The organism is Nocardia sp. NPDC102475, from assembly GCF_055584605.1.
The window spans coordinates 81,006-105,559 of the sequence record NZ_JBVJLS010000003.1 but is presented as its reverse complement, the minus strand read 5'-3'; the positions used below and the strand labels follow the sequence as shown (position 1 = coordinate 105,559).

The following is a 24,554-nucleotide window of genomic DNA, read 5'->3' as shown; positions in this document are numbered from 1 at the left end:
ACGTCGCGCGCGGCCGCGTACAGCACTCGCGTAACGCGTTGAACAGGGGTCACGAAGGGGACCGGCAGGTCTGAATTCTTTTGTGCCGCATAGGGGAGCTTCGTGCTATCTTGCAGATGTAGGTGCAAATGCAAGAACGTTTGAGCGCACATCTGCAAAGCCGCTCGAGCGTACATCTCACACTGGAAGCAGCCGAGGAGTGGGGAAGATGTTCGACACCGGTACACCCAAGATCAAAGGCACCTGGCGTAAGAGCTCGTTCAGCGGTCCGTCGGGCGGTAACTGCGTCGAGGTCGCCGAGGCGTCGGATGGTTCGATCGCCGTTCGCAATTCACGCGACCCGGAAGGTGGCATCCTGTTCTACACTCGACCGGAGATCGACGCGTTCGTGCGCGGCGCGAAGGCCGGGGAGTTCGACGACCTGACTAGCTGAGCGGTAACATAGGCGATCGGTGCGGTGTGTTTTCAAACGTGGTATTTGTGACACACTGTGGTCAAACCCGAGTATCGGAGATGACTTCATGATCGCAGAACCCGATGACGACGGTCGTGTGCAATCGGTTGTAGTGGAACGTGGTCCGACCGTATTGCGGATCGCGCTGGGCGGGCAGTTGCGTGACCTGCGGGTGAAGAATGGCATCACCCGTGAGGCCGCAGGTGACGCCATCCGCGGTTCACACGCCAAGATCAGTCGTCTCGAGTTGGGTCGCACGGGATTCAAGGAACGCGATATCCGCGACCTGCTGACCCTCTACGGCGTCACCGACGCCGAGGAGCGGGAGCGTTTCCTGGATCTGGCCAGGCAGGCGAACGAACCAGGCTGGTGGCACCGCTACAGCGATCTGCTGCCGTCCTGGTTCGGCACCTATCTCGGCTTGGAGCAGGCCGCGACCAAGATCCGTACCTACGAGGCGCACCTGGTGCCCGGGTTGCTGCAGACGCCCGAATATGCCAGGGCCGTAATGTCACTCGGGTACGAGGATGCCGATATGGACCGCCGCGTGCAGGTCCGCATCCGCCGGCAGGAGGTGCTGCGTCGAGCCGAGCCGCCGATCATCTGGGCGATCATCGACGAGGCCGCGCTGCATCGGCCGGTCGGTGGGTCGCGGGTGCACCGCGAGCAGATGGAACACCTCATCGAGCTGGCGGAACTCCCGAATGTCACGGTGCAGGTCCTGCCGTACTCGGCAGGCGAACACGCCGCTGCGGGTAGCTCGTTCAGCATCTTGCGTTTCGCCGAGACCGAGCTGCCCGACATCGTCTATCTCGAACATCTGACCAGTGCGCTGTACCTGGATCGGAAACAGGATCTGGCGCTGTACCTCTCGGTCATGGACCGCCTGAGTGTGCAAGCCGAGGCGCCAGGCGAGTCGCTGAAGATCCTCGCCGAGTACGCCAAGAACGCCTGAATATCGCTATCGACCCGGCTTGTTCGGGTCGATAGTGCGTGTTTCGGCTGCGAACGCGTCCACCGCGGCGAGATCGAAATCGCCGTGGTCGCTGCCGAGTCCGCGGGCGACCAGTGCGGCGACCGCATTTCCGAGGATCGCGGCGGCACGCAGATTTCGGCCCAGTGCGATCGCACGGATGAAACCGGCGGAGAAGGCATCACCGCACCCGGTGGTGTCGACGACGTCGACGGCGAACGCGGGAATGTCCTGATAGTTGTCCGGGCCGACGAGTAGGGTGCCGTCGGCGCCCCGCGTAACCGCCAGGATGCAAGCGCCCGCGTCCTTCAGCACCTCGCAACCCGCCACCAGGTCGGTGGTGCCGGTGAAGCCGAGCACCTGTTCGTCATTCGGGAGGAAGTAGTCGGTATGCGGGAGGACTTCGGCGATGGCGTCGAGGCTACCGAGTGCGCCGGGCGCGATCAGATCGACCGAGGTGCTGACGCCATTGTCCTTGGCGTGGCGCAGGATTCGCGCCGCAGTTGCCGCACCGATCAGTTCCGGACCGCCGAGGTGCAGATGGTCGGCGGCGGCGATCGCGGCCCAATCGACATCGTCGAGGGTGTAGAACGGGTTGGCGCCCAACAGATGCAGGCTGGGACGCGCACCATTGGGACGGACCGGCAGCACCGACGACGAGGTCGGCTGATCTTCCTTGCGCACCACCAGTTTCGTATCGATGCCGGCCTTGGCGAGCAGCTCGAGCAGGATATCCCCGGAGGTGTCCGCGCCGATCGCACCCGCGGTCCGCACGCTCGCGCCGAGTTTGGCCAGTGTCAGCGCGGTACCCGCGGCCGTACCCGCCGCGGTGATGCGGATGTCCTCGACCAGCGCGGTCTGCTGCCCGTCCGGTATGGTCGCGACGGGTCGGACGAGGATATCCAAAACATGTGCCCCCAAAGCGATTACGTTCATTCGGTGTCCTTCTCCAGCGGTTTGCGAGTGCCGTATCCGGTGCGCAGTGCCACCTCGACGACCGCGGCTTGCTGCTGTTCGGTGAGTTCGCGCGGCCTGCCGATCGTCATCGCGTCCAGATACAGCGCGCAGGCCCATTCCAGCAGCAGTGCGGATTCGACGGCCTGGTTCAGCGATGCGCCGATGGTGACCGCACCGTGATTGGCCAGCAACGCGGACTGCCTGCCCTGCAACGCCGTTCGCACCGCATCCGCGAGTTCGACCGTGCCGAAGGGATGAAACGGGGCGACCCTCGTCGCACCGCCGAGCAGCAGCTGCTGGTAATGGATGACCGGCAGTTCGTCGAGCACACAGGCGATGGCCGTCGCCTTGGGCGCATGGGTGTGCACCACCGCCTGCGTGGCGTAGGTGCGATAGATATCGAGATGCAGACCCAATTCGGAGGTGGGCGCGTAGCGTCCCGCGACCACCTGACCCGCCAGGTCGACCACCGTGACATCGTCGGCGATGACCTCCGCCAGCACCGCGCCGGTGGCCGTGACGGCGACCAGATCACCGCAGCGCAGGCTCACATTGCCCGCGGTGCCGATCAGCAGCCCCTGTGCGGCCAGGCGCTGACAGACCGCCGCTACCTCAGCGCGTTCGGTTGGTGCGATGGTGGTCATCCGGATACTCTACCCAAACCTGAATATGATTCACATTACGTTCGGAGGTAATCCGTGCCGATCCGTGCACTACCCGAGGCGGGCCTGCGTCGCGTGCCGATTCAGGCGCGCAGCCGGGAGCGGTTGGCGCGGGTGCTCGAGGTGGCCGATCGCCTGATCGCCACGGAGGGCGTCGAGGCGCTGACCATGATCAGAGTGGCTGCGGAGGCACGGATTTCGGTCGGCTCGCTGTATCAGTACCTCCCGGATCGCGAGGCCGTCATCGAAACCCTCGCCGCCGCGTATATCGAGCAATTGGAGGCCAAGGCGGCCCTGCTGCTCGAGCTCGCGCGCACCGAGCGCTGGGCCGATCCGATCGGCGTGCTGGTGGACGCGTTCGCCCAGGTCTACCGGGACGAGCCCGGCTTCCGAGCGCTGTGGTTCGGCAAGGATTTCAACGAGGCCGCCCGGGCCGCCGATCGCGAGCACAAACGCCGGATGGCGGTGACGCTGCGGGAGGTCATGCTCGCCCAGGGCGCCGTCGCCGATATCGAAGGACTCGATATCGCCTGCCGCGCCGCCCATCTCATGGGCGATGCGGTCCTACAGGAGGCATTCCGATCCGATCCCGACGGTGACCCGAATCTGTTGCGCGAGGCCAAGGTCGCACTGCGGGCCTATACGGCACAGTGGGCATCGCCGACCGAGACGTAACGCAATTCGGTTGCGCTGCTACATCATTGGACGCAGTAGCCGGTGCTTGCCGGTCACTGCTTGATGAAGCTGGAGGCGATGCGCCAGAAGGTGGCCGGTTGCAGGGTTTCGAGGTCCCAGTCGTCGGCCATCGCGTGCGCGGTGGTGACGATCCGGTCGATATCGAAATCATGTCGAGTGGCCGCACCGGTTGACTCGACGGCATCGATGACGAAAGCGACTGCGGTTTCTCGCGAGTACGCGGTACTGCGCTGTCCGCTTCGGGTCGACGGTGTGCTCATAGTTGTTATACCGTTCGCTGGCTGGTCGGCCAGTGCGGCTTCGGCGATTCCGAGCCGGCCGCCGTGAAGTGGTTGGTCCATTCGAACGCCCCTGACGTCTGGCGGCAGCAAACCCCTGGCGACATCGGCCCTTGGTTCACCCACGCGGCCTCCCCTGGTTGTCCCCTGTAATGCCTTGCGGGACTGAGTTTAGGTCGGTGTGCCTTTCATTTGCAAGCACATCTGCACGATCGATTGTGCCTTCGCAGTTGGGTTTTCGCACCTGCTAATCATCCGCGAACCGGCGCGGATGCGGGGGCTAATTCGGCGCGATCTATTTCGCATTGATCACGACATCGGTGCTGTAGTGAACCTGAGTGCCCGGCTCCACATATCGGTCGGCCGCGCAGCGCCAGGCCAGGAAATGCTCGGTGAAACGGTGCGCTTCGGCGGCCTCCTCATCGATATAGACCTGGTAGAGGAAAAACCGGTGCGGATCAACCCGGTCGGCGCACACATCGAATCGCAGGCAACCGGGTTCCTCGCGCACCGATGCCGCGGCACTGCGACTGACCACATCGAGGAATTCACCGCGGGATCCGGGTCGCAGCTTCAGGGAAGTGATACGGCTGAACACGGTTATGTTCTCCAATCTAGCGGCGAAAAATGTCAATCGGTAACTGCGGCACCGCCTTCGGCGATCGGCTGGCTACCGATATTCGAGACCGCGCGCGTTACCGGAATGTCGCCTGTGATGAGCTCCAAAGTGGTGTGCGTGGTCTGTGGCGCGTGCAGAATTTCGGCGAGGACGGCGGCGACGTCGGCCCGAGGGATGCTGCCGAAGGGCAGTGGCGGCGTGCTCAGCAAGACCCGGCCGGTCGCGGCGGTATCGAGCAGCCGGCCGGGGCGCAGGATCGTCCAATCGAGATCGCGGGCGCGCAGATCTTCCTCGGCCTGGGTCTTGGCGTCGAGATAGGCGGCCCAGACCTCGTCGGTGCCTGGGGCGGGCGGCTTACCAGCGCCCATCGTGGAGATCTGCACGAACCGCCGGACACCGGCCGCCTCGGCGGCATCGGCCAACAGCACCGAACCGCCCTTGTCCACCGTGTACTTGCGGGCCGCCCCGCTGCCCGCACCGGCGCCCGCGGCGAAAATCACCGCATCGGAACCCTTTACGACGGTGGCGAGCTCGGCCACCGTGCCGTGCTCGAGGTCGAAGACGACCGGTCGTGCGCCGGTGGCGGCTACCTCGTCCGCATGGTCGGCATTGCGGATCAGGCTCACGACCTCGTCGCCGCGCCCGCTGAGTATTTCGCCGAGCAGTAGTGCGATCTTCCCGTGTCCGCCTGCGATGACGACGCGCATATGGGGTGTCCTTTCAGGCCGTAGCGATTGCTTGCAGATCGCTCGAAATGGTCAGCGTTCGGGTCCTCCGGGGTTACACGATGCCTGGACGGTGGCCTGATAGCCCACGGCCGGACGCCAGGGTTCCAGATTCCAGCTCTCCTTGTTGGGCTGCACCATGCGGGCCCAGACCCAGTGACAGACGAACTGGTCGCGCATACCGGGCGTATCGGCGTCGGGGGAGTGCGTGAGCACCTCCTGCCACGCCCGTTCTTCGGTATCGGGGAAGGCTTCGCGCCGCCCGGCCTCGGTGGGGTAGACCTTCAGGCGTGCACCGTCGACGCCCTCGGTCCAGGTGGTGTGGTCGATGAGCGGCATATCGGCGTAGGGATCGACGCTCGGCAGCGCGGCAAGGGCAGTGGTGGATACGGCTGCGGCCGTGGGTGTCGTCGTGGTTGTGGTTACGGCCGACGGTGCCTCGTCTGAGCCGCACGCCGCGGCGGCAGGGACCAGCGCACCGCAGCACAGCAGCACCGCACCCCACCGTGCCCATTCGGTATTCCGCTGGGTCAACGTCGATCCTCCCGGATGGTGTCCACCATCCGAGAGTAGTCATCCTGCGGCGGCGCAACAGCCATACCGGGATGTGGCCGCCCAGTTTTTACAGCAGCGAGGGTTTACGGCAGCGACGCCGCAGGCACGGTCAGTGCCACAGCGAGCGGCACGGCAGTCGGCGCAGTCCCGGTCGCACCTTGCTGTCGACCGTCACGGTGAGCCCGGCGTCGAGCGCGGCCGAGGTGAATTCCCAGGCCTCGGTTCGGGTGGCGGCGTACTCGAGCACGAGTGCGTCCTCGGCGGTCGGACCGTCGAAGTAGACGGTGACCCGGCGCGTCGGTGGATCCTGGATATCCATCGGATACACCGAGTTTCGCTCGGGGGAATCCGTTCCAGATTTCACAGTGCCGTCCATGCCACCGTCTCCTTCCGACCCGACTTGCCGCGTCGATAGGTCTGACGGTAGGTCGCGCACCATGGTGCGGAACATGGTCCGGCCGATGAGCTGGACATGTCACAGACACGACACCTCGCGATCGGAGACAGTCACGAAGGCGCCGGTCCGCCGACCACGGTTCGAGCGGCCGAGAGTTGTGATTTCTCAAAACATTTCGCTTGCCCGTTGCCTTCACGACAATCGCCGTCGACTATGTTCCCAACGTTGGACCAAACTCTCTCCCGGAGGCAATACGTCGATGAGACAGGCCCTGCGTAGACCGATGCGCGCAGTCGGCGCCGTGATTCGAGCGACCGGCAAACAGTCGCTGGCCATGACGATCGGTCTGCTGATGGTGCTGACGGCGGCTGGCGCCGCCCACACCACACCTCTGTATCCCGCCCCTGATCCCGACCCTTTTTACGCAAACCCGCCCGATCTGGCGGATAAGAAACCCGGTGATGTGATCGCGACGCGGGTGATGCCCCCGCTGGCGATCTTCCCGGATACCACCGTCACCGTCGTGCGCTTCCGTTCCACCAGCTCCGAAGGTCAGCCGATCGCGGCGACCACCACGGTGCTCACTCCGAAGGCACACGCCCCAGACGGCCCCTTGCTCTCCTATCAGCACATCATCAACGGGCTCGGTGCTGAGTGCTCGGTATCGCGTGTTCTCTACACCGGTGATCCGAACCTCATCGTCCGGGAGGCGCCGGGCTGGAATGTGCTGCTCTCGCGCGGCTGGAGTGTCGCACTGCCGGACCACCTCGGCCCGAATTTCGCCTACGGCGCGGCCAAATTGGGCGGCATGATCACCCTCGACGGCATCCGGGCGGTGAAGCAGGTCGCCGAATTGCAGGTGCGGAAGAGCCCGGTCTCGATGGTCGGGTACTCCGGAGGCGGCATGGCTACCGCATGGGCGGCCGCGCTGGCGCCGAAGTACGCGCCGGACGTGGAGATCGCCGGGGCCGCGATGGGCGGTGTGCCGATGAATCTGGTGACCATGCTGGAGACCCTCGGCCTCAACTCGCATCCGGTCTTCGGGCTCGCCCTGGCGGCCGGACTCGGCCTGGAGCGGGAGTATCCCGACCGCTTCCCGCTCAGCGACCAACTCAACGAGCGCGGCCTCGCCGCACGGACCGCGATCGCCAATAGCTGCACCAATGACATCCTGGCCGCTGGCGCGGGGCGCGGGGCGCTGGACTTCGCGAAGTCGACCTCGATGATGAACGATGCCACCGCACGCGCGGTGGTCGAGGAGAACAGCCTCGAACTCTACGACGGCGTGCCGAAAACGCCGATCTTCGAATGGCATTCGCCGATCGACGGACTCATTCCCGTCGATGCGGTGGTGAATACCGATAAGCGCTGGTGCGCGGCCGGGGCGCGGGTGCAGTCCGAGCAGATCCCGGTACCCGACCATCTCACCGCCGCGGTCCTGGGCATTCCGGCGGCGCTGAATTGGTTGGACGCGCGATTCCGAGGGGAGGTAGCGCCGAGCAACTGTTGAGAATCGGTGACCGAGCCGGATCCGAGTTGCTGGACAAGCGGATTCGGCTCGGATTGTTGCGATTCGGCGACGTGACACACACAACTCGGGCACGGCGGGGTATCCGCGCGAGTTCCCTCGGTTAGCCTGACTTTCTGGCCTCGGCACTCAGGGGCATTTCGGGGGTCGAAGGCACCAAAAAACCCGGGCGCCAGGGAAACCCGACGTCGCACCCTGGGGCGTGTGCCAATGAAGTGCCTGCGTGTCATCATTTTCGTGCTGTTGCTTGTGTGTCCGGTCGCGGTGGGGGAGGCGTCGGCCGAACCACCGCCCGCTGTTCCCGGCCTGCCCGCGTTGCCGATTCCGGCCGATGCCGGTTCGATACTGCCGGATCTGCAGCAGTGGATCGATAGCGTCATCCCGCCCCCACCGATCGCTGTCGGGCCGCATTTCACCGGTCCGATGCAGGAGGCAACCACCCTGTCCCCGGCGCTGGCCGCCCTGCGCCAGGCTTCGGCGCCGAGCGCCATCGGTGATCCGGCCTTCGACATATGGCCGGAGAATCTGGACGATTACGCGCCCGGCGAGCTCGTGGAGGTGCGCGATGTCAGCGCGACGGCCGCACCGCTGGTGTTGGTGCCGATTCGGCAGGCGCTGCTGCTGAAATACCGCACCACCGATTCGCGCGGCGCGGCCTCGTATGCCACTGCGACATTGATCATTCCGGCCACCGCATGGCCCGGTCCGGGCAGCCGACCGGTCGTGGTGAACAACCTCCCGATCGATGCGCTGGGCCGGGACTGCACCCCCGGCTACACCTTCTCGCACGGTTGGTCACGCAATACCAGCATCACCGACTTCCTTCCGCCCACAACGCAATTGGCGGCATTGCGCGGATACGCGGTGCTGATTCCGGATCACGAGGGACCGTGGATGGCCTACGCGGAGCCCTACGTCGCCGGACATGCCGTGCTCGATGCCATCCGCGCGGTGCGTGGATTGCGTCCCGGCGAATTCGGCGACAGCCGATTCGGTATGACCGGATACTCCGGCGGCGCCATCGCCACCAAGGGGGCGGTGAAGCTGATCGACAGCTACGCCCCGGAATTGGCCGGATCGATCGTCGGTGCCGCGCTCGGCGGGGTACCCGCCGACTACGAAATCCTCGGGCGCAGCATGAACGGCAACCTCGCCTCGGGGGTCTTCCTGGCCGCGACCTTCGGCGTCGGCCGGGAGCGTCCGGAGATCCTGGCCAGTATGAACAACCTGGCGCAGTGGGCGGCGACATCGCCGCTGAAAGACCTGTGCGGCAGCGTATTCGGTGCGGTCGGGTTGTTGATGCTGCCGATCGATATCGCCGCCAAGATTCCGGATCCGCTGCACTCCGAGGTCGCCACCGAGATCTATGACGTGACGCGCATGACGGGCATGAAGTCCGCGACACCGCTCTACATCTACAACGGTGAGCAGGAATTCTGGATTCCGGCCGAGGGCGCGCGCAACCTCTACCAGGAGCAGTGCGGCCTCGGTGTCTCGGCGGTGTATCGCAGCGTCCTCGGTGAACACATCATCGCAGGCGGGCTCGGCTATCCGGACGCGATGATCTGGCTGGATCAGCGCCTGCAGGGAGTGCCGGCGCCCGATGAATGTTGAGAGATTTATGGCGATCAGCTATTGGTGTTGCAACTCGCACCCGGGTCGCGATTTATGACACGTGACGGTTTTGAGTGGATCTGAACAAGCTAGCGCAATGGTGGGGCGCCACTATCGGATGTCCGACCATTACGAGGTCGGGCGCGAGAAGGTCCGCGAATTCGCCCGTGCGGTTCGCGGCGTCCATCCTGCGCACTATTACGAGGAGGCGGCGTGGGAGCTCGGCTACGACGGGCTCGTCGCACCGCCCACCTTCTCCGCGATCATCTGGCTGCTGCTCCAGCGCAAGATGTTCGATTCGGTGCTGACCGGCTACGACATCAGCCAGGTGCTGCATACCGAGCAGAGCATCCGGGCGCACCGGCCGCTCGTCGCCGGTGATCAACTGCGCTGCGACACCTGTGTCGAATCGTTCCGGCAGTTCGGCGACATGGACTTCATGGTCATCCGGAGTCTGCTCACCAACCAGTACAAGGAACTGCTGCAGACCGCGCACACCACCGTGGTGGCCCACACCGGCGCCGACGTCGCCACCGAACTGGTCACTGCGGTCGACGGCGTCATCATGAGCGGCGAGGCGCTGAGCCAACGGCAGGACGCCACCCGGCGGCCGGAGCATGCGTTGGACGGCGGTGTCGTCGAATGCTTCGACGAGATGTTGCCCGAGGACGGTGTGGACGAGCCACCGGTGCGGGTGCCGTGCGGCATCGAGTTCGACGAGGTGCAGGTCGGTACCGAACTGCCCGCCCGCGTCGTACCGCTCTCGCGCGGTGATCTGGTGAATTACGCTGGGGTATCGGGTGATTCGAATCCGATCCACTTCAGCGAGCATGTCGCGGTCGCCGCGGGACTGCCCGGTGTGGTCTCGCACGGCCTGCTGACCATGGGTCTGGGCGCGAGCTATCTCACCGACTGGCTCGGCGATCCGGCCGCGATCACCGAATACGGTGTGCGGTTCGCCGGATTCGCCCCGGTCTCGGCGACCCGGCAGTGCGAGATCGAATTCCGCGGGCGGGTCAAGGCATTGGATCCGGATCGCCGTGCGGCGACCATCGCGCTCACCGCGATCTGCGACGGTCGCAAGCTGTTCGGCCGGGCCAGTGCGGAGGTGCTGCTGCGCTGAACCGGAGCTGGGCCGAAGACATTGGGGAATGTCCTTGCAGATGTACGAATACTTGTGGAAATAGGGCATTTTGGATCTAGAGAGTCGCGGCTATTTCATGGCAGACTCATCGAATGCGTGCTTCGGAAGTGCGACATTCATTTTCCGGCAAGAACCCTGCTGCCGACGGTGGACCGACCGTGCTGCGGATGATGCTCGGCGGCCGGATGCGACGGTTGCGCGAGACTTGTGACATCTCCCGCGAGGATGCGGGCGAGGCGATCCGCGGCTCGCACTCCAAGATCAGCCGACTCGAATTGGGGCGCACCGGTTTCCGGGAACGCGATCTACTCGATCTGCTTACGCTCTACGGGGTCACCGACCCGGAAGAGCGCGAGGAGTTCAGGGAGCTCGCGCGCCAGGCCAACGCCTCGGGCTGGTGGCATCGCGACAGCGATTGGTTGCCGAAGTGGTTCGACACTTATCTCGGACTAGAGCAGGCCGCAAAGCTGATTCGCGGCTATGAGCCGAGGGCGGTACCGGAACTGCTGCAGACCGCGGACTATGCGCGGGCATTGCTGGCCATGGCGCATCCGGCCGAATCGGCGGAGGGGATCGCACGGCGGGTCGCGCTGCGGCTGCGCCGTCAAGAGATCTTGCGTCGCCCGCATCCGCCGCAGCTGTGGCTGATCGTCGAGGAGGCCGCGCTGCGCCGACCGATCGGCGGGTCGACGGTATGGCGGGCCCAGCTCGAGTATTTGCTGCGCATCGCCGAGGAGCCGCACATCACCGTGCAGGTGCTGCCCGATCATGTCGGTGGTCCGGCGTTGGCCGACGGTGCGTTCACCATGTTGCGCTTCGCCGAAGCCGATCTCCCCGACATCGTCTATCTGCAGCAACTCACCAGTGCGCTGTATCTGGACAAGACCGCCGACCTCGACGCGTATCGCGCGGTGGCCAATCAACTATCGGTGCATGCCGCGCCACCGGAGTACACCCCGGGGTTGCTGCGCGCCCTGTGCGATCGGCATCCGGAGACGCTCGATCACCCGGCCGCGCCCGGCGATTCGCGGTGATACGCCGAAAACAATAAGCGGGACAATCGAACTCGGCGTGGTGCGCTGCCATGCCGGGTTCGTCAAGTGCGTACGGTGTGATGCCGGGTCTCATACGATAGGAACCGCACAGGTCCCGTGGACGAAGGTGTTGACATGACCGACGATGCTGCGCCCCCGACTCGGCTCGATCGGGAAATCGATCAGAGCAAACCGAGTATCGCCAGGGTCTATGACTATCTGCTCGGCGGTAAGGACAACTACCTGGTCGACCAGGAGATCGGTGATCACTTCAAGCTGAACCTGCCCGGTTCGGTGGCGATCGCCTTCACCAGCAGGCAGGCGCTGATCCGCGGGGTGCGCGATATGGCCCGCGCGGGGATGCGGCAGTTCATCGACTTCGGCAGCGGTCTGCCGACCGCCGACAATGTGCATCAGGTCGCGAAGCGGCACACCGCCGACGCCCGGGTGGTCTACGTCGACAACGATCCGATCGTGCTCGCGCACGGTCGCGCGCTGCTGGCTACCGATAGGAACACCACGGTGATCCAGGCCGACGCCCGCGATCCCAAATCGATCCGCGATCATCCGGATGTTGTGCGGCTGATCGATTTCGACCAGCCCGTCGGCGTCATCTTCAGTTCGATCCTGCACCACTTCAACGACGACGAGGACCCGGCCGCCGTGGTGCGCTTCTGGAACGACCAGATTCCTTCCGGCAGTCACATACTGATCACGCACTTCCGATCCGGGCACAATCCGGAGACCACCGCGGCCGAACAGAAGCTGCAGGCCACCTTCGGGCGCGGCCGCTGGCGCGATACCGAGGAGATTCGCGACCTCTTCGGCGACCTCGAAGTCCTCGAACCCGATATCGTCCCGTCGGCGCAGTGGCGACCGGATGTGGCCGCCGGTGACGCGGCGTCGGTCGGCAGCTCCGGGCGCGAGCTCACCGTCTGGGAGCAGCTCATCGTCACCGCGCTGGCACGGAAGCCCTGATACGAATCACACCGAACTAATGTCCCAGTGAGACAATAGGGCGTAGACTGCGGATATGGGTATCGACGACGCGGTCGACCTCGACGGCCGCCGGCTGCGCACGCTGCGCAGTCGCGCGGCAATGTCGCGCGCCGCATTCGACCTGCTCAACGAGCGTGGGTTGGGTTCGGTGGCCGTCGAGGACATCGCGGAGCGCGCCGGGGTCACCCGGCGGACCTTCAGTCGTCATTTCTCCTCCATCGAGGATGCCGTACTCGGTGAAATCGACCAGGACGTGCACCTGTTCAACGAGGCGCTGTGCCGCCGCCCGGTGGGCGAGTCGCCGCTGGTCGCCTACCGCAATGCCTTGCACGACTGGCTGGCCACCGAACACACCGGTGCGAAGGCGGCGCGCCTGGCCCGACGCTGGGCGCTGTTCCAACTCTTCGAGGCGGAACCGACACTGGCCGCGGGCTATCAGCGCATCCGGCTCGACGGGCAGCGCGAATCCGTGCGGATCATCGCCGCCAGACTCGATGTCGATCCCGCGGTGGACCGGCGTCCGGAGGCGGCCGTCGCGGCCGGGACCGGACTGCTCATCGCAGCACTACAGGTCTGGGGCGCGGGCTCGGACACCGACGGACTCCCCGATCTCATCGACACATTCTTCGACACCCTTAACGGGCTGACAGCTGAATTCCAGAGCGAGGTGTCATCGTCATGACCGCAGCAACCGGGTCACCCAGCGTTGTCCGCCGTACCTGCCGCAGGGTCGGCCTGGATCGAAATCCGATGCGCCGCCGCGAGGATCGCCTGCAACTGGTGGTCGCCGCGGTGCTCACGCTGTTGTTCCTGATCATCGCCCCGCTGCTGTCGATGGCGGTCGGCGGCCGGATCTACCAGACCGAAGACCGCATTGCGCGGGCCGAGGCGGCGCAGTTACACGAGGTCGACGCGACCGTGCTCGAGGTCGGCAAAGCGCCGCTCTACGCGCCCATCACTCCGGCCCGGGTGCAATGGCGCGACGCCGACGGTGTCACGCATACCAGCGACTACCAGGCCACCGGAGTGATGAAAGCCGGTGCCACGGTGAAGATTTGGCTCGACGGCTCGGGCAAGGTCACCGAGCCGCCGTCGGACACCCGGGCACTGAGCAAGGCATTGCTGATCACCACCGGCATGGTCTTCGGGATCGCGGTCTGCTTCGGCTGCGGCTACGCACTGCTGCGCCGCGCGCTCGATCGGCGCAGGGCCCGCTTGTGGGAGACCGAATGGGCCACGGTGGAACGCATGTGGGGCAACCACGGGACGCGTCCGGATCAGGCCTAGTTTCAAGTGCGGCGCGCCCACCGGAGTGGGTAGGGACACCCTCGGTGGGCACGCCGCGTACCCGGCCGTCGTGCGGCGAACACGGGTCGGGCACGGATGACGTTATGGCACAGCGGTATCGGGCCGCGTGGCGAGCGAACGAACATCTGACATCACACGACCGATACCCGTTTGTGCTGTGACACAACACAAACGGGCCGACGACTAGACCGGGAAGAGGCTGTGCTTGCGCGGGTTGTGCTTCCTGACCGCGCCCTTCTCGCGCAGCAGGCGCAGCGCCCTGCGGATCTCGAGCCGGGTCTGCGACGGTTCGACGACGGCATCGATGTAGCCGCGTTCGGCCGCGGTCCACGGAGTGGCGACGGTGGCGTTGTAGAAGTCGATCATCTGCTGGCGCACGGTGGCGCGCTGGTCGGGCGGGGTCGCCTCCAGCTGCCTGCGGCCGATGATGCCGACCATGCTCTCGGCGCCCATGACCGCGATCTGTGCCGTCGGCCAGGCCAGCGCCAGGTCCGCGCCCAGCGGTTTGCAGCCCATCACCGCATAGCCGCCGCCGTAGGCCTTGCGTGTCACGATCGAGACGATCGGCACCGTGGCCTCGATGACCGCTCGGAAGAACCGGCCGCCGCGCTTGATGACGCCGTTGCGTTCCTCTTCGAGACCGGGCAGCACACCCGGGGTGTCGACGACGAAGATCAGCGGCAGGCCGAAGGCGTCGCACAGCCGGATGAAATATGCCGCCTTATCCGAGCACAGTCCGTCCAGCGCACCGCCGAGTACCTGCGGCTGATTGGCGACCACGCCCACACTGCGACCGTCGACCCTGGCGAATCCGGTGATCAAGTTCTGGGCGGTACCAGCGCTGATCTCGTGGAAATCGCCGTCGTCGAAGATGCGCAGCAGCACCTCGTGCATGTCGTAACCGGACCGGTCGGAATCCGGAATGATCGAGTTCAGCTCGAGGTCGTGTGACGTGGTTTCGGGTTCCAGTCCCGGATTCACCACCGGAGCCTGTTCGAGGCAGCTCGACGGCAGGTAGCTCAGATAGCTGCGGACCCAGTCGAAGGCGGCCTGCTCATCGGCGGCGACATGGTGCACCGTCCCATTGGCCTGCAGGGCGGCGGCGCCACCGAGATCATCGGCGCTGACCACCTCGCCCGTCACGCCCTTGATCACCTCCGGACCGGTGACGAACATGTACGACTTCTCGGTCGCGACCAGCACATCCATATTGATCGGGCCGTATACCGAACCGGCCGCGCATTTACCGAGCATGACCGCGATCATCGGCACGAAGCCGGACAGATCCTCCTGGCGTCGGCACATCAGCGCGTACCAGGCCAGCGAGGTCACCGCCTCCTGGATGCGGGCGCCGCCGGAATCGTTGATCGACACCACCGGGCAGGCGTTCTCCTGCGCGAATTCCATTGCGGCGGCGACCTTTCGGCCGAACATCTCGCCGACCGAACCGCCGTGCACGGTCTGGTCGTGGGCGATGACGACGACCGGCCGGCCGTCGATGTAGCCGCGGCCGGTCACCACACCGTCGCCGTACATGCCGTCGGTGCTGCCCGGCTGTCGAACCAGCGCCCCCATTTCCACGAAGGAGCCCTGGTCCAGCAGCATGCGCACGCGCTCGCGCGCACTTGGTATGCCCTTGTTCTTGCGTTTCGCGATGCCGGTCTCGCCAGCGGGTTCCTCGGCGAGCTCCAGGATGTCCCGGAGTTCCTCGAGCTTTTCTCGCGTTCCGCTCATATGGGGTATGCCATCCTTCGAACTAGTCGCCTGTACTGTCCGGGTCCACCGAACGGTACAAGGCGCTCGATGCTATCGGGTGGAGGACCCGCAGCACAGGGACTCAACTTTAGTCATGGGACGGCTCACCGGTCCGCTGGGTATGCCGTCCTCGGTGCCGTCGGTGGATCGTCGCCGGGCGTTACAGCCGTCGCACCGAAGTGTCGCACCCGCGTCAGTGTCCCCGTGGAGCACCCGGTCACGCCGACTATATCCGGTCATCCTAATGACCGGAAATATTGGACCGAGAATCGCTGCACTGCTTGTGATTTCGCCCAAGCTGGTCGGCATGGTGTGATGACTTTCCTAATTACCGGACCGGGTATGCGATTTCGGTCCGAACTCCACTAACCTTTCGAAGTCATGGCGGGCAAACAGGCTGGTTCGGGCAGCAAGAGCCTGGAATCGAAACTGGTCGAACATTTGACTTTTCAGGCCCGGCGCACGCGGCGCGGAGATCTCGGTACTATCACGCGCACCTGTTTGGCGGAGGCCGCGCAAGTGCTGGAACCGCAGTTGGTTCCGGCCCCTGAGCAGCCTGAGATGATCACCGGATCGGCCGCGCGGTGGGCCCGTGAGGGCGTGGCGCTGGAAACCGTGCTGGACGCCTATCACGACGGAGTGCGCGTGGGGCTGGAATTCCTCGCCGAACAGGCAGCGGATGAGGATGCCGATCAGGTGGCGGCCGCGGCCGGATTGATCGTGCGCGTGCTGGAAATGGTGACGACGGCGACGTCCACGGCCTATCTGGACGAACACCGCCAGGTCGCCCGCGAACAGCAGACCGCCGCGCAGACGCTGGTATCGGCGCTGCTCAGCGGGCACGGCGTCGCACGGCTGGCCGGTCGCGCCGGTATCAGCGTCGCCGCGTCTTATCAGGTCGTCGCCCTCGCGATTCCCGCACATCCGGACGAGCGAAGACGCGGTCTCGGTGCGCCGTCCGCGGCCCGCCGGAAGTTGCGCCGGGTCCAGGCGGCGCTGGCGATGCCGCTCGGTTCCCGGGCACTGTCGCTGTTGTCCGATGAGGGCGGCACGGTCCTGGTGCCGATCGACGAGGTATCCGCGATAACACCGCTCGCGCTCACTCCAGAGGTGCTCGATCTGGTCAGCGAGGCCGCCGAGGTACCGCTGACCGCGGTGGTGGCCTCCGGGGAGACCGCGCGGATTCCCGAATTGGCCGGCTCGGCACAGGAACGGCTCGCCCGACTTCTCGCCGAAGGCCGGGCGCCGGGGCTCTATCGGCTGGCCGATCTGCCGGGTTGTGACGGTTTCCAGCCAGGTCGTCGAGCTGTCGTCACCTCGCCCAATGATCGACGAATCACCCGTACGGCCTGAACGAGCCCGCTTATCGTCGATTCAGGGGTGAACAAAGGAGCACGTGTGACGACCACGTTGACCGACCTCGACATCTTGCGCGAACTGGAGCCCGTCGCCGAACGTCATCTCGACGAGCATCTGCGCAAGGCCAAGGCGTGGCACCCACACGATTATGTGCCGTGGGACGACGGCCGGAATTTCGCCGCCATGGGCGGTATCGATTGGGACCCGGAACAATCTCTGCTGTCGGAGGTCGCGCGGACCGCCATGGTGACCAACTTGCTCACCGAGGACAATCTGCCCTCCTATCACCGGGAGATCTCGGAGTCGTTCTCAGTGGACGGTGTCTGGGGCACCTGGGTCGGGCGCTGGACCGCGGAGGAAAACCGCCATGCGATCGTCATGCGCGATTATCTGGTGGTCACTCGTGCGGTGGATCCGGTGGCCCTGGAGCAGGCCAGAATGGCACATATGACGACGGGTGTCGCGAAACCGGAGAAGGGACCGCAGTTCCTGCGTTCGGTCGCATATGTGACATTGCAGGAGCTGGCGACCAGAATAAGTCACAGAAATACCGGCGCTGCCTGTAATGAGCCCATCGCCGAGCGTATGCTGCAACGGATTGCCGCCGACGAGAACCTGCATATGATCTTCTATCGCAACCTCAGTGCCGCCGCCCTCGACCTCGCACCCGACGAGGCCATGCGTGCGGTCACCGATATCGTCACGCGGTTCCAGATGCCCGGACTCACCCAGCCCAACTTCCGCCGAAACGCGGTGGTACTGGCCAAGAACGGCATCTACGACTTGCGCCAGCATCTGGATGTCGTACTGCGGCCGGTGTTGCGCGCCTGGAATGTCTTCGAGCGCACCGATCTGTCCGACGACGGCGAGCGCGCCCGCGACGAGCTCGGCGCCTACCTCGACGAATTGTCCGTCAAGGCAACACGTTTCGAGGAGCAGCGCGACCGGGCCGCGGCCAGACAGGCAGAGCGGGCCGCCGTCGTACTATGAGTTTTCGAGCACCGATCACCGCGGCGGCGATGGCCCTCATCGCCGCGCTGGCGACCGTGCCCGCGCTCGCGGATCCGCCCGCCGTCGATCCGGCCATGACGCGGACCGGAACGATCAGCATCGAGACGGTCGGGCCGCGGCACGAACGTTTCGCCATCGCCTCGGCCGCCATGCGCCGCGTCATTACGGTGGATGTGTTGCACGGCAGCGGTTCCGGACCGCGTCCGCTGCTGTATCTGCTCGATGGCGTCGATGGCGAGGCGGTCTCGGGGTGGCTGACCAAGGGGCGGGCGGCGGAGTTCTTCGCGGATAAACCGGTCGATGTGGTGTTGACCAGCGGCGGCACCGGGAGCATGTACAGCGATTGGCTGTGGCGCGACGCCACCCTCGGGGTCAACCGCTGGGAAACCTTTCTCACCGCCGAGCTGCCGCCGATTATCGAGTCGTATCTGAAAACCGATGAGCGGCGGGCGATCGCGGGTGTGTCCATGGGTGCGCAAGCGGCCATGATGCTGGCCCAGCGGAATCCAGGGCGCTACCGTGCGGTCGCGGGAATGAGTGGATGTTATTCCACCGCAGACGATCTGGGCCGGGCGGTCACCACGATCACCGTCGCGTCGCGCGGTGGCAATGTCGAAAACCTCTGGGGCCCACCCGGATCGCCGGAGTGGAGTGCGCACGACAGCCTGCTCGGCGCTCCGCAGCTGCGCGGCACCTCGATTTACCTTTCCGCGGCGACCGGCCTGCCGACCGATGCCGACCTTGTTGCGGTATCGCGCGCGTCCGACCTCGGCGAAGCCTTGAAAACGGCGGGCGGGGGTTTGGCCCTCGAAGCCGGTGCGCGCTCGTGTACCGAACGCTTCGCGGCACGACTGGCCGAGCTGAATATCCCGGCCACCGTCGACTACGCCCCGATGGGTATGCACACCTGGCCCGACTTCGAGGCCCAACTGCCGCGGGCCTGGCGCGTGCTGGCACCGGCGCTGGGTCTGCCCGACCCGCACTGATTCACTCGACACTCTGAGCTGGTGAGGCTTGTCTCGGGGGGCGCGTCGGTAGGGTTGGGGGAAATCGACGGAGGGGAGCTTCGATGCTGGAAGTTGCGCACCTGATGCGCCGTTTCGGGGACAAGGTGGCGGTGGACGACGTGTCGTTTCCGGTGCTGCCGGGGACACTGACCGGATTCGTCGGCGGCAATGGCGCGGGTAAGACCACGACGATGCGAATGATCATGGGGGTGCTGGCCATTCACGGCGGGGAGGTCAGGTGGCGGGGGCGGCCGGTGACCGTCGCGGATCGGCGTTCGTTCGGTTATATGCCCGAGGAACGCGGGCTGTATCCGAAGCAGCCGGTACTCGATCAGCTCGTCTATCTCGCGCGGCTGCGCGGACGATCCGTCGCCGAAGCCAAGCGGCATGCGGCCGACCTGCTGGACCGATTCGCGCTCGGGGATCGCGGGAAGGACAAGCTGGAGTCGCTTTCGCTCGGTAATCAGCAGCGGGTGCAGATCGCGGCGGCGGTGATCGCCGAGTCGGATGTGCTGATACTCGACGAACCGTTCTCCGGTCTGGATCCCGTTGCCGTCGATTCGATGGCGGAACTGCTGCGGGAGTACGCGGCACAGGGTGTGCCGGTGCTGTTCTCCTCGCATCAGCTCGATCTGGTGGAGCGGTTGTGCGATCAGTTGGTGATCCTGGCGGCCGGTCGAGTGGTCGGGCAGGGTGCGGTCGAGGAGTTGCGTGCGACGGGTGGGACGCGCTACCGGTTGGTGCTCGGCGGAGATTCCGGGTGGCTCGGTGAGTTCGCCGGGGCGAGCGTGTTCGAGCGCAATGGATCGGGTGTGCTGTTGGAACTGACCGGTGCGACAACCGATGAATTGCTGACCGAGGCATTGGCGCATGGTTCGGTGCGGGAGTTCGCCGAGGTGCGGCCGTCGGTGGCGGAGATCTATCGGGAGGTGACGGCATGAGCGTGAGCGAGGAATCCGTGCCGCGCGGGGTGTGGCGGATCGTCACCGAGCGTGAGGTCGTGGTGAAGCTACGCGACCGGAACTTTCTGATCTCCACCGTTATCACCATCGTTGCGATTGTCGCGTCGCTGGCCATCAGCGGATTCGTGAGCAGTCGCACCGACAAGGTCGAGGTGGCGATCACGGGTGCGGGTGCGGATCAGATCGTTACGACCGCGAACAGTCTTGCCGAAAGCGCCGATAAAAACGTCATTTTCACGGGGCATCCGGAGTCCGATGTGGGCGCCGTGGAGCGGCAGGTGCGTGACGACGCGGTCGATGTCGGGTTGATTCCCGCTGGGTCGGGCGAGTGGCGGCTGGTCGGTAAAGCGGGGCAGGACGATAATGCCGCGACATATCTGACGGCCGCGGTCCGGCAGATTACGGTGCAGCGCAATGCGATTTCCGCGGGTACATCGATGGAGGCGCTGAGTCGCGGTAGCGTGGTCGCGTACGATCTGCTCGATCCATCTGCCGTTGATCCCGGTCTGGCGAAGGTGGTGTCCTTCGTCTTCGCATTCCTGTTCTATATGGCCTCGTTCCTGTTCGGCATGTCGATCGCCCAGAGCGTGGTCGAGGAGAAGCAGAACCGCATCGTGGAAATCCTCGCCAGCGCGATTCCGTTGCGGCAGTTGTTGATCGGGAAGGTGATCGGCAATACGATCATGGCCTTCGGGCAGCTCGCGCTCTTCGTCGGCGCCGGGTTGGTCGGTTTGACGGTTACCGGCAAGGGGATCAGGTCGGCGAAATCGCCGGTGCCGCAGGCTGGTTCATCGTCTTCTTCGTCGTCGGTTTCCTGGCCCTCGCCAGCCTGTGGGCGGTCGCCGGTTCGCTCGCGACCCGCAGTGAGGACATCCAATCCACCGCGACACCGCTCTCGCTGCTCATCATGCTGGTGCTGTTCGCCGGGATCTTCCTCTCCGGTACCGCTCGAGTGGTCGCGTCCTATGTGCCCGTGCTGTCCATCGTCACCATGCCCGCCCGCCTGGCCGAAGGCACCGCATCCTGGTGGGAGCCGCTGATAGCGCTGGCCCTCATGGCGGTCGCGACCTACGGCATCGTCGTGATCGCGGAAAAGATCTACCGCCGCTCCCTGATGCAAACCCAAGGGCGACTGACGATCCGACAGGCGCTGAAGGTGGAGGACTAACCGGGAAGCGTCGTCGTGGTGGCACAGGCACTGTCGCGCAGGAGCTTCGGTGTGGTGTCGAGTGGAATGTCGTACCAAAGATCGAGTTCCAGCCGGTTCCCGGCACCGATGGTCACCTCGGTCGGTTGACGTTTGATGGCCATCGCATCGTTGCTGACCGGATGTGCGGTGCCCGCTGCGTCGTCGAGTTGATAGTCGGTGGTGCGGGTCGTATGGAATGTGTTGTCGGCGTTGGCAATCGCCACTCGAACGCGAACGAGCTGCCCCTTGGGCAGCCATTCGGCATGTGTGCCGAAGATATAGCCGTGCCCGGGCTCGACAACGAGCGCGGTGATTTCCAACTTGGTGCAATCCGCCGGTGTGCGGACGTATTCCGTGGTCGTAACGGTTGTTGCGCTCGGCGTCGGTGTCGGGTCGGTACAGGCTGCGAGTGGGAGAAACAGGAGCGAAAGCAACCGACGCATCCGTCTCATGCTAGGGCCCGACCGGGGGTGACGTGCCCGTATTGTGCACCGGAACTGACGGGAGTGCCCAGGAGTGCGGATCAGGTTCGGGGGCCGGTGATTTCGAGTTCTCGGAGGGTGGGATGGGGGGTTGGGGTTGTGAGTTCCAGGCGTATGTAGCGGGTTGATAGGGGAGTGGGGAGAGTGCCGGTGGTCGGGTCGGGGGTGATCGGGGTCCAGGTCTGATTGTCGAGGGAGGTGGTGAATGTGGTTGGGGTGGGGGCGGTCCAGTGCGGGAGGATTCGGGCGATATGGGTTTCCTGGCCCAGGTCGACGGTGAGGGTGGCGTTGGGAGCGTTGGGGGACCAGCTGGTGGCGGGGGTGCCGTCTACGGCGGCTTCGGCGTATTTGCCGGGTTCGTCGGAGCTGGTGGTGACCGGTTTGCAGCGGGCCAGGTTGTCGGTGGGAGCGCGGTCCGGGCGGCGGGTCGGGACGGTCAGTTCACTGTCGAGGCGGTGGGTTTCGGTATCGGTTCGGACCTGTAGCGGTTGTCCGTCGGTCAAGGTCAGTTCGGTTTTATCGGGGCCGATGGTGGCGTCGAAAGTTCGGCCCTGCCAGTGGATTCCACGGATGGTGAGGCCGTCGGGGAGTTCGGGCGGAAGGGTTGGGTCGATCCGGAGTTCGTCGGTGTCGAAGCGCAGGCCGAGCAGGCCGTTGGTGAAGGTCTGCAGGAAGCCGCCTGCCGCGGTGACGAATGTGAAGGCGGGCGCACCGGCGAGTGGGTCCTTCGCTCCGACCTTGGCGCCGCGGGCCTCGGCGAACTGGCCGAAGGGGGCGCGGACGAACGGGCGCGCGGCGCGCTCGAGGAAGGTGTCGGTGACGCAGCCGGGGACGCCGATTGTCGCCGCGTCGATGGCGTGCACCGAATCGGTCATCGCAGGACCGTCGGGATCGGTTCGCTCCGAATAATATTCGAGCACATTGGCCGCGACGTCCGGCGGCATCGGCCAGTCCAGGGGATAGATCAGTAGCACGGTGTCGGCCTGTTTGATGGGAGTGCCTGTATAGCCGTCGAATTGGACGAAGATCCGTTGATTGCGATCGAACGGCATGCGCAGCCCATCGGCGATCGCGGTCCACTCGGGCCGGTGCGGTTTGCCCAGAATCTCCGCCGCGCGGGTGGCATTGCGCAGGGCGAGGGCGGCGACAGCATTTGTGTAGACCGAGTCGTCAACCCCGTTGCTGTACTCGTCGGGACCCGCGACATTGCGAATCGAGTAGCTGCCGTCATCGTTGCGCGTCACCCGCGAGGCCCAGAATTCGGCGAGCGCGCGCAGCACTGGCCAGCCGCGTTCGCGCAGATAGCCGGTATCGCCGGTGGCCTCGTAGTACTGCCAGGCCGCCAGGGACGTATCGCCTTGCAGATGGATCTGGGTCAGGCAGTGCGGCGGATCCCAGCTGTGGCATTCGTCGAGATCGCCATGGCTCGCACTGGTCCACGGATAGAAAGCGCCGCGGTAGCCGAGCCGCTGGGCGTTGGCCTGAGCGGCGGGCAATGTCCGAAAGCGGTAGTCCACCACCGTTTTCGCCAATTCCGGTGCGAACTGTAGCAATCCGGGGAAGATCCAGATATCCGCATCCCAGAACACCGCGCCGCCATAGTTGTCGCTGCTGAGCCCGACCGGCGAAATGCTGTTGTCCTGTTGGGAGTTCGTGCTCGAATACAGCGAATACAGCGCACCGCGCGTCCAGGTCTGCACATCGGGTTGACCGGGCACCTCGATGTCACCGCGCCACCGCGCCCGCCAGGCCGCGGATGTTTCCGCGAGCAGGTTCGCCCACCCTGTCCGCACGGCCCGCTGTGCCGACTCGAGCGCGGTCGCCGCCGGATCGGGAGAGGTACGGGTGGTGTCGACCCCGACGAACTTCGTCAACTGATACGTGCCGCCGTCGCGCACCGGAAACCGGACATCCTGGCGCGCACTGAGCTCGCGGCCTAGTGGCATCGGCTGAATCGCGTTCGAAGCGATACCCGCCCCTGGCCGCAGCACAGAGACGATATCGCCGCCGACATCGGTGCCGTCAGCACGGAAGCCGACCCGAATCGTGTCGTCATCGCGAGCGCCCACCTCGGACCGGCCGACCCGACGCGCACCCGCGCCGTCGACGAGATCGGAGACGACCATCTCGCCCGACCAGTGCGGCAGCACCGTGACGTGCACCGCGCCGACATGCTGATCTGCCTGGTCGGTGAGCACGTCGTAGACCAGATCGGTGGCCTTGCCATCGGGCGCGCTCCAGGTCAGCCGGGTCCGCACCAGTCCACAGCGCAGGTGCAGCGTTTGCGTGAAGTTCGAGATCTGAGCAGCGGGTGTGGTCGGCGAGTAGGTGTGCTCGCCGACACCGACCAGCAATCCGGACCAGTTCGGAATGGCCGCCGCGACCTCGCGATTGTCGGCCACACCCGGAGTGTGCGCATAGAGGCCGGCGACGAAAGCGCCATCGTATGCGGGCGTGTAGAGCGGCCAGCCGGTCGTCTCATCGGTCGCGGTGTATCCCATGCCGCGCGGCGGCACACGCAATCCGAGATAGCCGTTCCCGACGAACGGATGTGCATCGATCGGCACGTCCACCTGATCGTTCGACGGCGCCCAGCCGGGAGCCGACGCCGATGGATCATCCGGACACGCACCACTGGCAACTCGATCGGTGTGACGCACCGCGACCAGCACCGCTGTTGCCGCCAGCATGATGACCGCCGCTAGCGCGATACCCAACAGAATGGTGGTGCGGCGGCTCACACGTTGGAACAACTGGCCGATCCGGGACATTCGCGCCTCCACGTCGAGCTCGACGTTCGTGCCGAGCCGCGATACGCGTCGACGACCGCAGGACCGGCTACCGGG

Annotated in this window: 25 protein-coding genes and 1 pseudogene; 16 read left to right on the top strand and 10 right to left on the bottom strand. The window is 65.4% G+C overall.

Annotated features, from left to right (window positions below):
* The first annotated feature begins 208 nt into the window (after positions 1-208).
* Positions 209-433: a DUF397 domain-containing protein gene (locus ACZ60G_RS06255; protein ID WP_387284239.1), complete on the top strand. Its 225-nt coding sequence runs from the start codon at positions 209-211 to the stop codon at positions 431-433.
* A gap of 88 nt (positions 434-521) precedes the next feature.
* Positions 522-1,409 carry a helix-turn-helix domain-containing protein gene (locus ACZ60G_RS06250; protein ID WP_387284237.1) on the top strand — a complete coding sequence of 296 codons (888 nt, stop codon included), beginning with the start codon at positions 522-524 and terminating at the stop codon, positions 1,407-1,409.
* A 6-nt stretch (positions 1,410-1,415) separates the two neighbouring features.
* Here ACZ60G_RS06250 and ACZ60G_RS06245 read toward each other — a convergent pair whose 3' ends face one another.
* Positions 1,416-2,363, bottom strand: a complete 948-nt coding sequence (locus tag ACZ60G_RS06245) for a carbohydrate kinase family protein (RefSeq protein WP_465807770.1) — start codon at positions 2,361-2,363, stop codon at positions 1,416-1,418.
* Positions 2,360-3,028: a class II aldolase/adducin family protein gene (locus ACZ60G_RS06240; protein WP_465807769.1), complete on the bottom strand. Its 669-nt coding sequence runs from the start codon at positions 3,026-3,028 to the stop codon at positions 2,360-2,362. The genes ACZ60G_RS06245 and ACZ60G_RS06240 overlap by 4 nt, the downstream gene beginning before the upstream one ends.
* 54 nt (positions 3,029-3,082) lie before the next feature.
* Here ACZ60G_RS06240 and ACZ60G_RS06235 point away from each other — a divergent pair, with 54 nt between their 5' ends.
* On the top strand, positions 3,083-3,721 hold the full coding sequence (locus tag ACZ60G_RS06235; RefSeq protein WP_465807767.1) for a TetR family transcriptional regulator: 639 nt from the start codon (positions 3,083-3,085) through the stop codon (positions 3,719-3,721).
* Positions 3,722-3,774: 53 nt separating this feature from the next.
* On the opposite strand, the gene ACZ60G_RS06230 is transcribed toward ACZ60G_RS06235, so the two are convergent.
* The 5 genes from ACZ60G_RS06230 to ACZ60G_RS06210 form a co-directional block, all read right to left on the bottom strand.
* Positions 3,775-4,002, bottom strand: coding sequence for a hypothetical protein (locus tag ACZ60G_RS06230; protein WP_364379944.1), 228 nt, complete (start codon positions 4,000-4,002; stop codon positions 3,775-3,777).
* 313 nt (positions 4,003-4,315) lie between these two features.
* The gene (locus tag ACZ60G_RS06225; RefSeq protein ID WP_040700936.1) at positions 4,316-4,618 is read right to left on the bottom strand and encodes a putative quinol monooxygenase; all 303 of its coding nucleotides are present in this window, start codon (positions 4,616-4,618) and stop codon (positions 4,316-4,318) included.
* 32 nt (positions 4,619-4,650) lie between these two features.
* Positions 4,651-5,346, bottom strand: coding sequence for an SDR family oxidoreductase (locus ACZ60G_RS06220; RefSeq protein WP_465807766.1), 696 nt, complete (start codon positions 5,344-5,346; stop codon positions 4,651-4,653).
* A 51-nt stretch (positions 5,347-5,397) separates the two neighbouring features.
* On the bottom strand, positions 5,398-5,898 hold the full coding sequence (locus ACZ60G_RS06215) for a DUF2599 domain-containing protein (RefSeq protein ID WP_465807764.1): 501 nt from the start codon (positions 5,896-5,898) through the stop codon (positions 5,398-5,400).
* Between the two features lie 130 nt (positions 5,899-6,028).
* Positions 6,029-6,295, bottom strand: a complete 267-nt coding sequence (locus ACZ60G_RS06210) for a hypothetical protein (protein ID WP_465807762.1) — start codon at positions 6,293-6,295, stop codon at positions 6,029-6,031.
* Positions 6,296-6,650: 355 nt separating this feature from the next.
* Here ACZ60G_RS06210 and ACZ60G_RS06205 point away from each other — a divergent pair, with 355 nt between their 5' ends.
* From ACZ60G_RS06205 to ACZ60G_RS06175, 7 genes are all read left to right on the top strand, one after another.
* Positions 6,651-7,826, top strand: a complete 1,176-nt coding sequence (locus ACZ60G_RS06205; protein WP_465808369.1) for a lipase family protein — start codon at positions 6,651-6,653, stop codon at positions 7,824-7,826.
* A gap of 228 nt (positions 7,827-8,054) precedes the next feature.
* Positions 8,055-9,458, top strand: coding sequence for a lipase family protein (locus tag ACZ60G_RS06200; RefSeq protein WP_465807760.1), 1,404 nt, complete (start codon positions 8,055-8,057; stop codon positions 9,456-9,458).
* 97 nt (positions 9,459-9,555) lie between these two features.
* Positions 9,556-10,581 carry a fused (3R)-hydroxyacyl-ACP dehydratase subunits HadA/HadB gene (locus tag ACZ60G_RS06195; protein WP_465807759.1) on the top strand — a complete coding sequence of 342 codons (1,026 nt, stop codon included), beginning with the start codon at positions 9,556-9,558 and terminating at the stop codon, positions 10,579-10,581.
* A 113-nt stretch (positions 10,582-10,694) separates the two neighbouring features.
* Positions 10,695-11,636, top strand: a complete 942-nt coding sequence (locus ACZ60G_RS06190) for a helix-turn-helix domain-containing protein (protein WP_465807757.1) — start codon at positions 10,695-10,697, stop codon at positions 11,634-11,636.
* 135 nt (positions 11,637-11,771) lie between these two features.
* Positions 11,772-12,614 (top strand): SAM-dependent methyltransferase, encoded by an 843-nt coding sequence (locus tag ACZ60G_RS06185; RefSeq protein WP_465807756.1) that lies wholly within the window; start codon positions 11,772-11,774, stop codon positions 12,612-12,614.
* 55 nt (positions 12,615-12,669) lie between these two features.
* Complete coding sequence (locus tag ACZ60G_RS06180) at positions 12,670-13,317, top strand: TetR/AcrR family transcriptional regulator (RefSeq protein ID WP_465807755.1); 648 nt, start codon at positions 12,670-12,672, stop codon at positions 13,315-13,317.
* Positions 13,314-13,922: an Rv1733c family protein gene (locus ACZ60G_RS06175; RefSeq protein WP_465807754.1), complete on the top strand. Its 609-nt coding sequence runs from the start codon at positions 13,314-13,316 to the stop codon at positions 13,920-13,922. Before ACZ60G_RS06180 ends, ACZ60G_RS06175 begins: the two co-directional genes overlap by 4 nt.
* A 204-nt stretch (positions 13,923-14,126) precedes the next feature.
* Here ACZ60G_RS06175 and ACZ60G_RS06170 read toward each other — a convergent pair whose 3' ends face one another.
* Positions 14,127-15,677: an acyl-CoA carboxylase subunit beta gene (locus ACZ60G_RS06170; protein WP_465807752.1), complete on the bottom strand. Its 1,551-nt coding sequence runs from the start codon at positions 15,675-15,677 to the stop codon at positions 14,127-14,129.
* Positions 15,678-16,079: 402 nt separating this feature from the next.
* Here ACZ60G_RS06170 and ACZ60G_RS06165 point away from each other — a divergent pair, with 402 nt between their 5' ends.
* The 6 genes and pseudogenes from ACZ60G_RS06165 to ACZ60G_RS06140 all read left to right on the top strand — a co-directional run bounded on the left by ACZ60G_RS06165 (position 16,080) and on the right by ACZ60G_RS06140 (position 21,205).
* Positions 16,080-17,051 (top strand): RsbRD N-terminal domain-containing protein, encoded by a 972-nt coding sequence (locus tag ACZ60G_RS06165; protein WP_465807750.1) that lies wholly within the window; start codon positions 16,080-16,082, stop codon positions 17,049-17,051.
* 45 nt (positions 17,052-17,096) lie between these two features.
* On the top strand, positions 17,097-18,047 hold the full coding sequence (locus ACZ60G_RS06160; RefSeq protein WP_465807748.1) for an acyl-ACP desaturase: 951 nt from the start codon (positions 17,097-17,099) through the stop codon (positions 18,045-18,047).
* Positions 18,044-19,054, top strand: a complete 1,011-nt coding sequence (locus tag ACZ60G_RS06155; RefSeq protein WP_465807746.1) for an alpha/beta hydrolase — start codon at positions 18,044-18,046, stop codon at positions 19,052-19,054. The genes ACZ60G_RS06160 and ACZ60G_RS06155 overlap by 4 nt, the downstream gene beginning before the upstream one ends.
* 83 nt (positions 19,055-19,137) lie before the next feature.
* Positions 19,138-20,016, top strand: a complete 879-nt coding sequence (locus tag ACZ60G_RS06150) for an ABC transporter ATP-binding protein (protein WP_465807744.1) — start codon at positions 19,138-19,140, stop codon at positions 20,014-20,016.
* Positions 20,013-20,711, top strand: a pseudogene (locus ACZ60G_RS06145) (ABC transporter permease); the annotation flags it as partial. The gene ACZ60G_RS06150 and the pseudogene ACZ60G_RS06145, both read left to right, overlap by 4 nt.
* Positions 20,712-20,803: 92 nt before the next feature.
* A complete protein-coding gene (locus tag ACZ60G_RS06140; protein ID WP_465808367.1) occupies positions 20,804-21,205 on the top strand; it encodes an ABC transporter permease in 402 nt (133 codons plus the stop codon).
* Here ACZ60G_RS06140 and ACZ60G_RS06135 read toward each other — a convergent pair.
* A complete protein-coding gene (locus ACZ60G_RS06135) occupies positions 21,202-21,669 on the bottom strand; it encodes a hypothetical protein (RefSeq protein WP_465807742.1) in 468 nt (155 codons plus the stop codon). The genes ACZ60G_RS06140 and ACZ60G_RS06135 overlap by 4 nt on opposite strands.
* Positions 21,670-21,749: 80 nt before the next feature.
* Entirely contained in the window at positions 21,750-24,479 is a 2,730-nt protein-coding gene (locus ACZ60G_RS06130) for a discoidin domain-containing protein (RefSeq protein ID WP_465807740.1), read from the bottom strand.
* Between the last annotated feature and the right edge of the window lie 75 nt (positions 24,480-24,554).

Bases quoted from the DNA above. Each gene is read 5' to 3' on its own strand.
- ACZ60G_RS06255 (WP_387284239.1), top strand. From the start codon at position 209: ATGTTCGACACCGGTACACCCAAGATCAAAGGCACCTGGCGTAAGAGC.
- ACZ60G_RS06250 (WP_387284237.1), top strand. From the start codon at position 522: ATGATCGCAGAACCCGATGACGACGGTCGTGTGCAATCGGTTGTAGTG.
- ACZ60G_RS06245 (WP_465807770.1), bottom strand. From the start codon at position 2,363: ATGAACGTAATCGCTTTGGGGGCACATGTTTTGGATATCCTCGTCCGA.
- ACZ60G_RS06240 (WP_465807769.1), bottom strand. From the start codon at position 3,028: ATGACCACCATCGCACCAACCGAACGCGCTGAGGTAGCGGCGGTCTGT.
- ACZ60G_RS06230 (WP_364379944.1), bottom strand. From the start codon at position 4,002: ATGAGCACACCGTCGACCCGAAGCGGACAGCGCAGTACCGCGTACTCG.
- ACZ60G_RS06220 (WP_465807766.1), bottom strand. From the start codon at position 5,346: ATGCGCGTCGTCATCGCAGGCGGACACGGGAAGATCGCACTACTGCTC.
- ACZ60G_RS06210 (WP_465807762.1), bottom strand. From the start codon at position 6,295: ATGGACGGCACTGTGAAATCTGGAACGGATTCCCCCGAGCGAAACTCG.
- ACZ60G_RS06205 (WP_465808369.1), top strand. From the start codon at position 6,651: ATGACGATCGGTCTGCTGATGGTGCTGACGGCGGCTGGCGCCGCCCAC.
- ACZ60G_RS06200 (WP_465807760.1), top strand. From the start codon at position 8,055: ATGAAGTGCCTGCGTGTCATCATTTTCGTGCTGTTGCTTGTGTGTCCG.
- ACZ60G_RS06195 (WP_465807759.1), top strand. From the start codon at position 9,556: ATGGTGGGGCGCCACTATCGGATGTCCGACCATTACGAGGTCGGGCGC.
- ACZ60G_RS06190 (WP_465807757.1), top strand. From the start codon at position 10,695: ATGCGTGCTTCGGAAGTGCGACATTCATTTTCCGGCAAGAACCCTGCT.
- ACZ60G_RS06185 (WP_465807756.1), top strand. From the start codon at position 11,772: ATGACCGACGATGCTGCGCCCCCGACTCGGCTCGATCGGGAAATCGAT.
- ACZ60G_RS06180 (WP_465807755.1), top strand. From the start codon at position 12,670: ATGGGTATCGACGACGCGGTCGACCTCGACGGCCGCCGGCTGCGCACG.
- ACZ60G_RS06175 (WP_465807754.1), top strand. From the start codon at position 13,314: ATGACCGCAGCAACCGGGTCACCCAGCGTTGTCCGCCGTACCTGCCGC.
- ACZ60G_RS06170 (WP_465807752.1), bottom strand. From the start codon at position 15,677: ATGAGCGGAACGCGAGAAAAGCTCGAGGAACTCCGGGACATCCTGGAG.
- ACZ60G_RS06165 (WP_465807750.1), top strand. From the start codon at position 16,080: ATGGCGGGCAAACAGGCTGGTTCGGGCAGCAAGAGCCTGGAATCGAAA.
- ACZ60G_RS06155 (WP_465807746.1), top strand. From the start codon at position 18,044: ATGAGTTTTCGAGCACCGATCACCGCGGCGGCGATGGCCCTCATCGCC.
- ACZ60G_RS06150 (WP_465807744.1), top strand. From the start codon at position 19,138: ATGCTGGAAGTTGCGCACCTGATGCGCCGTTTCGGGGACAAGGTGGCG.
- ACZ60G_RS06135 (WP_465807742.1), bottom strand. From the start codon at position 21,669: ATGCGTCGGTTGCTTTCGCTCCTGTTTCTCCCACTCGCAGCCTGTACC.
- ACZ60G_RS06130 (WP_465807740.1), bottom strand. From the start codon at position 24,479: ATGTCCCGGATCGGCCAGTTGTTCCAACGTGTGAGCCGCCGCACCACC.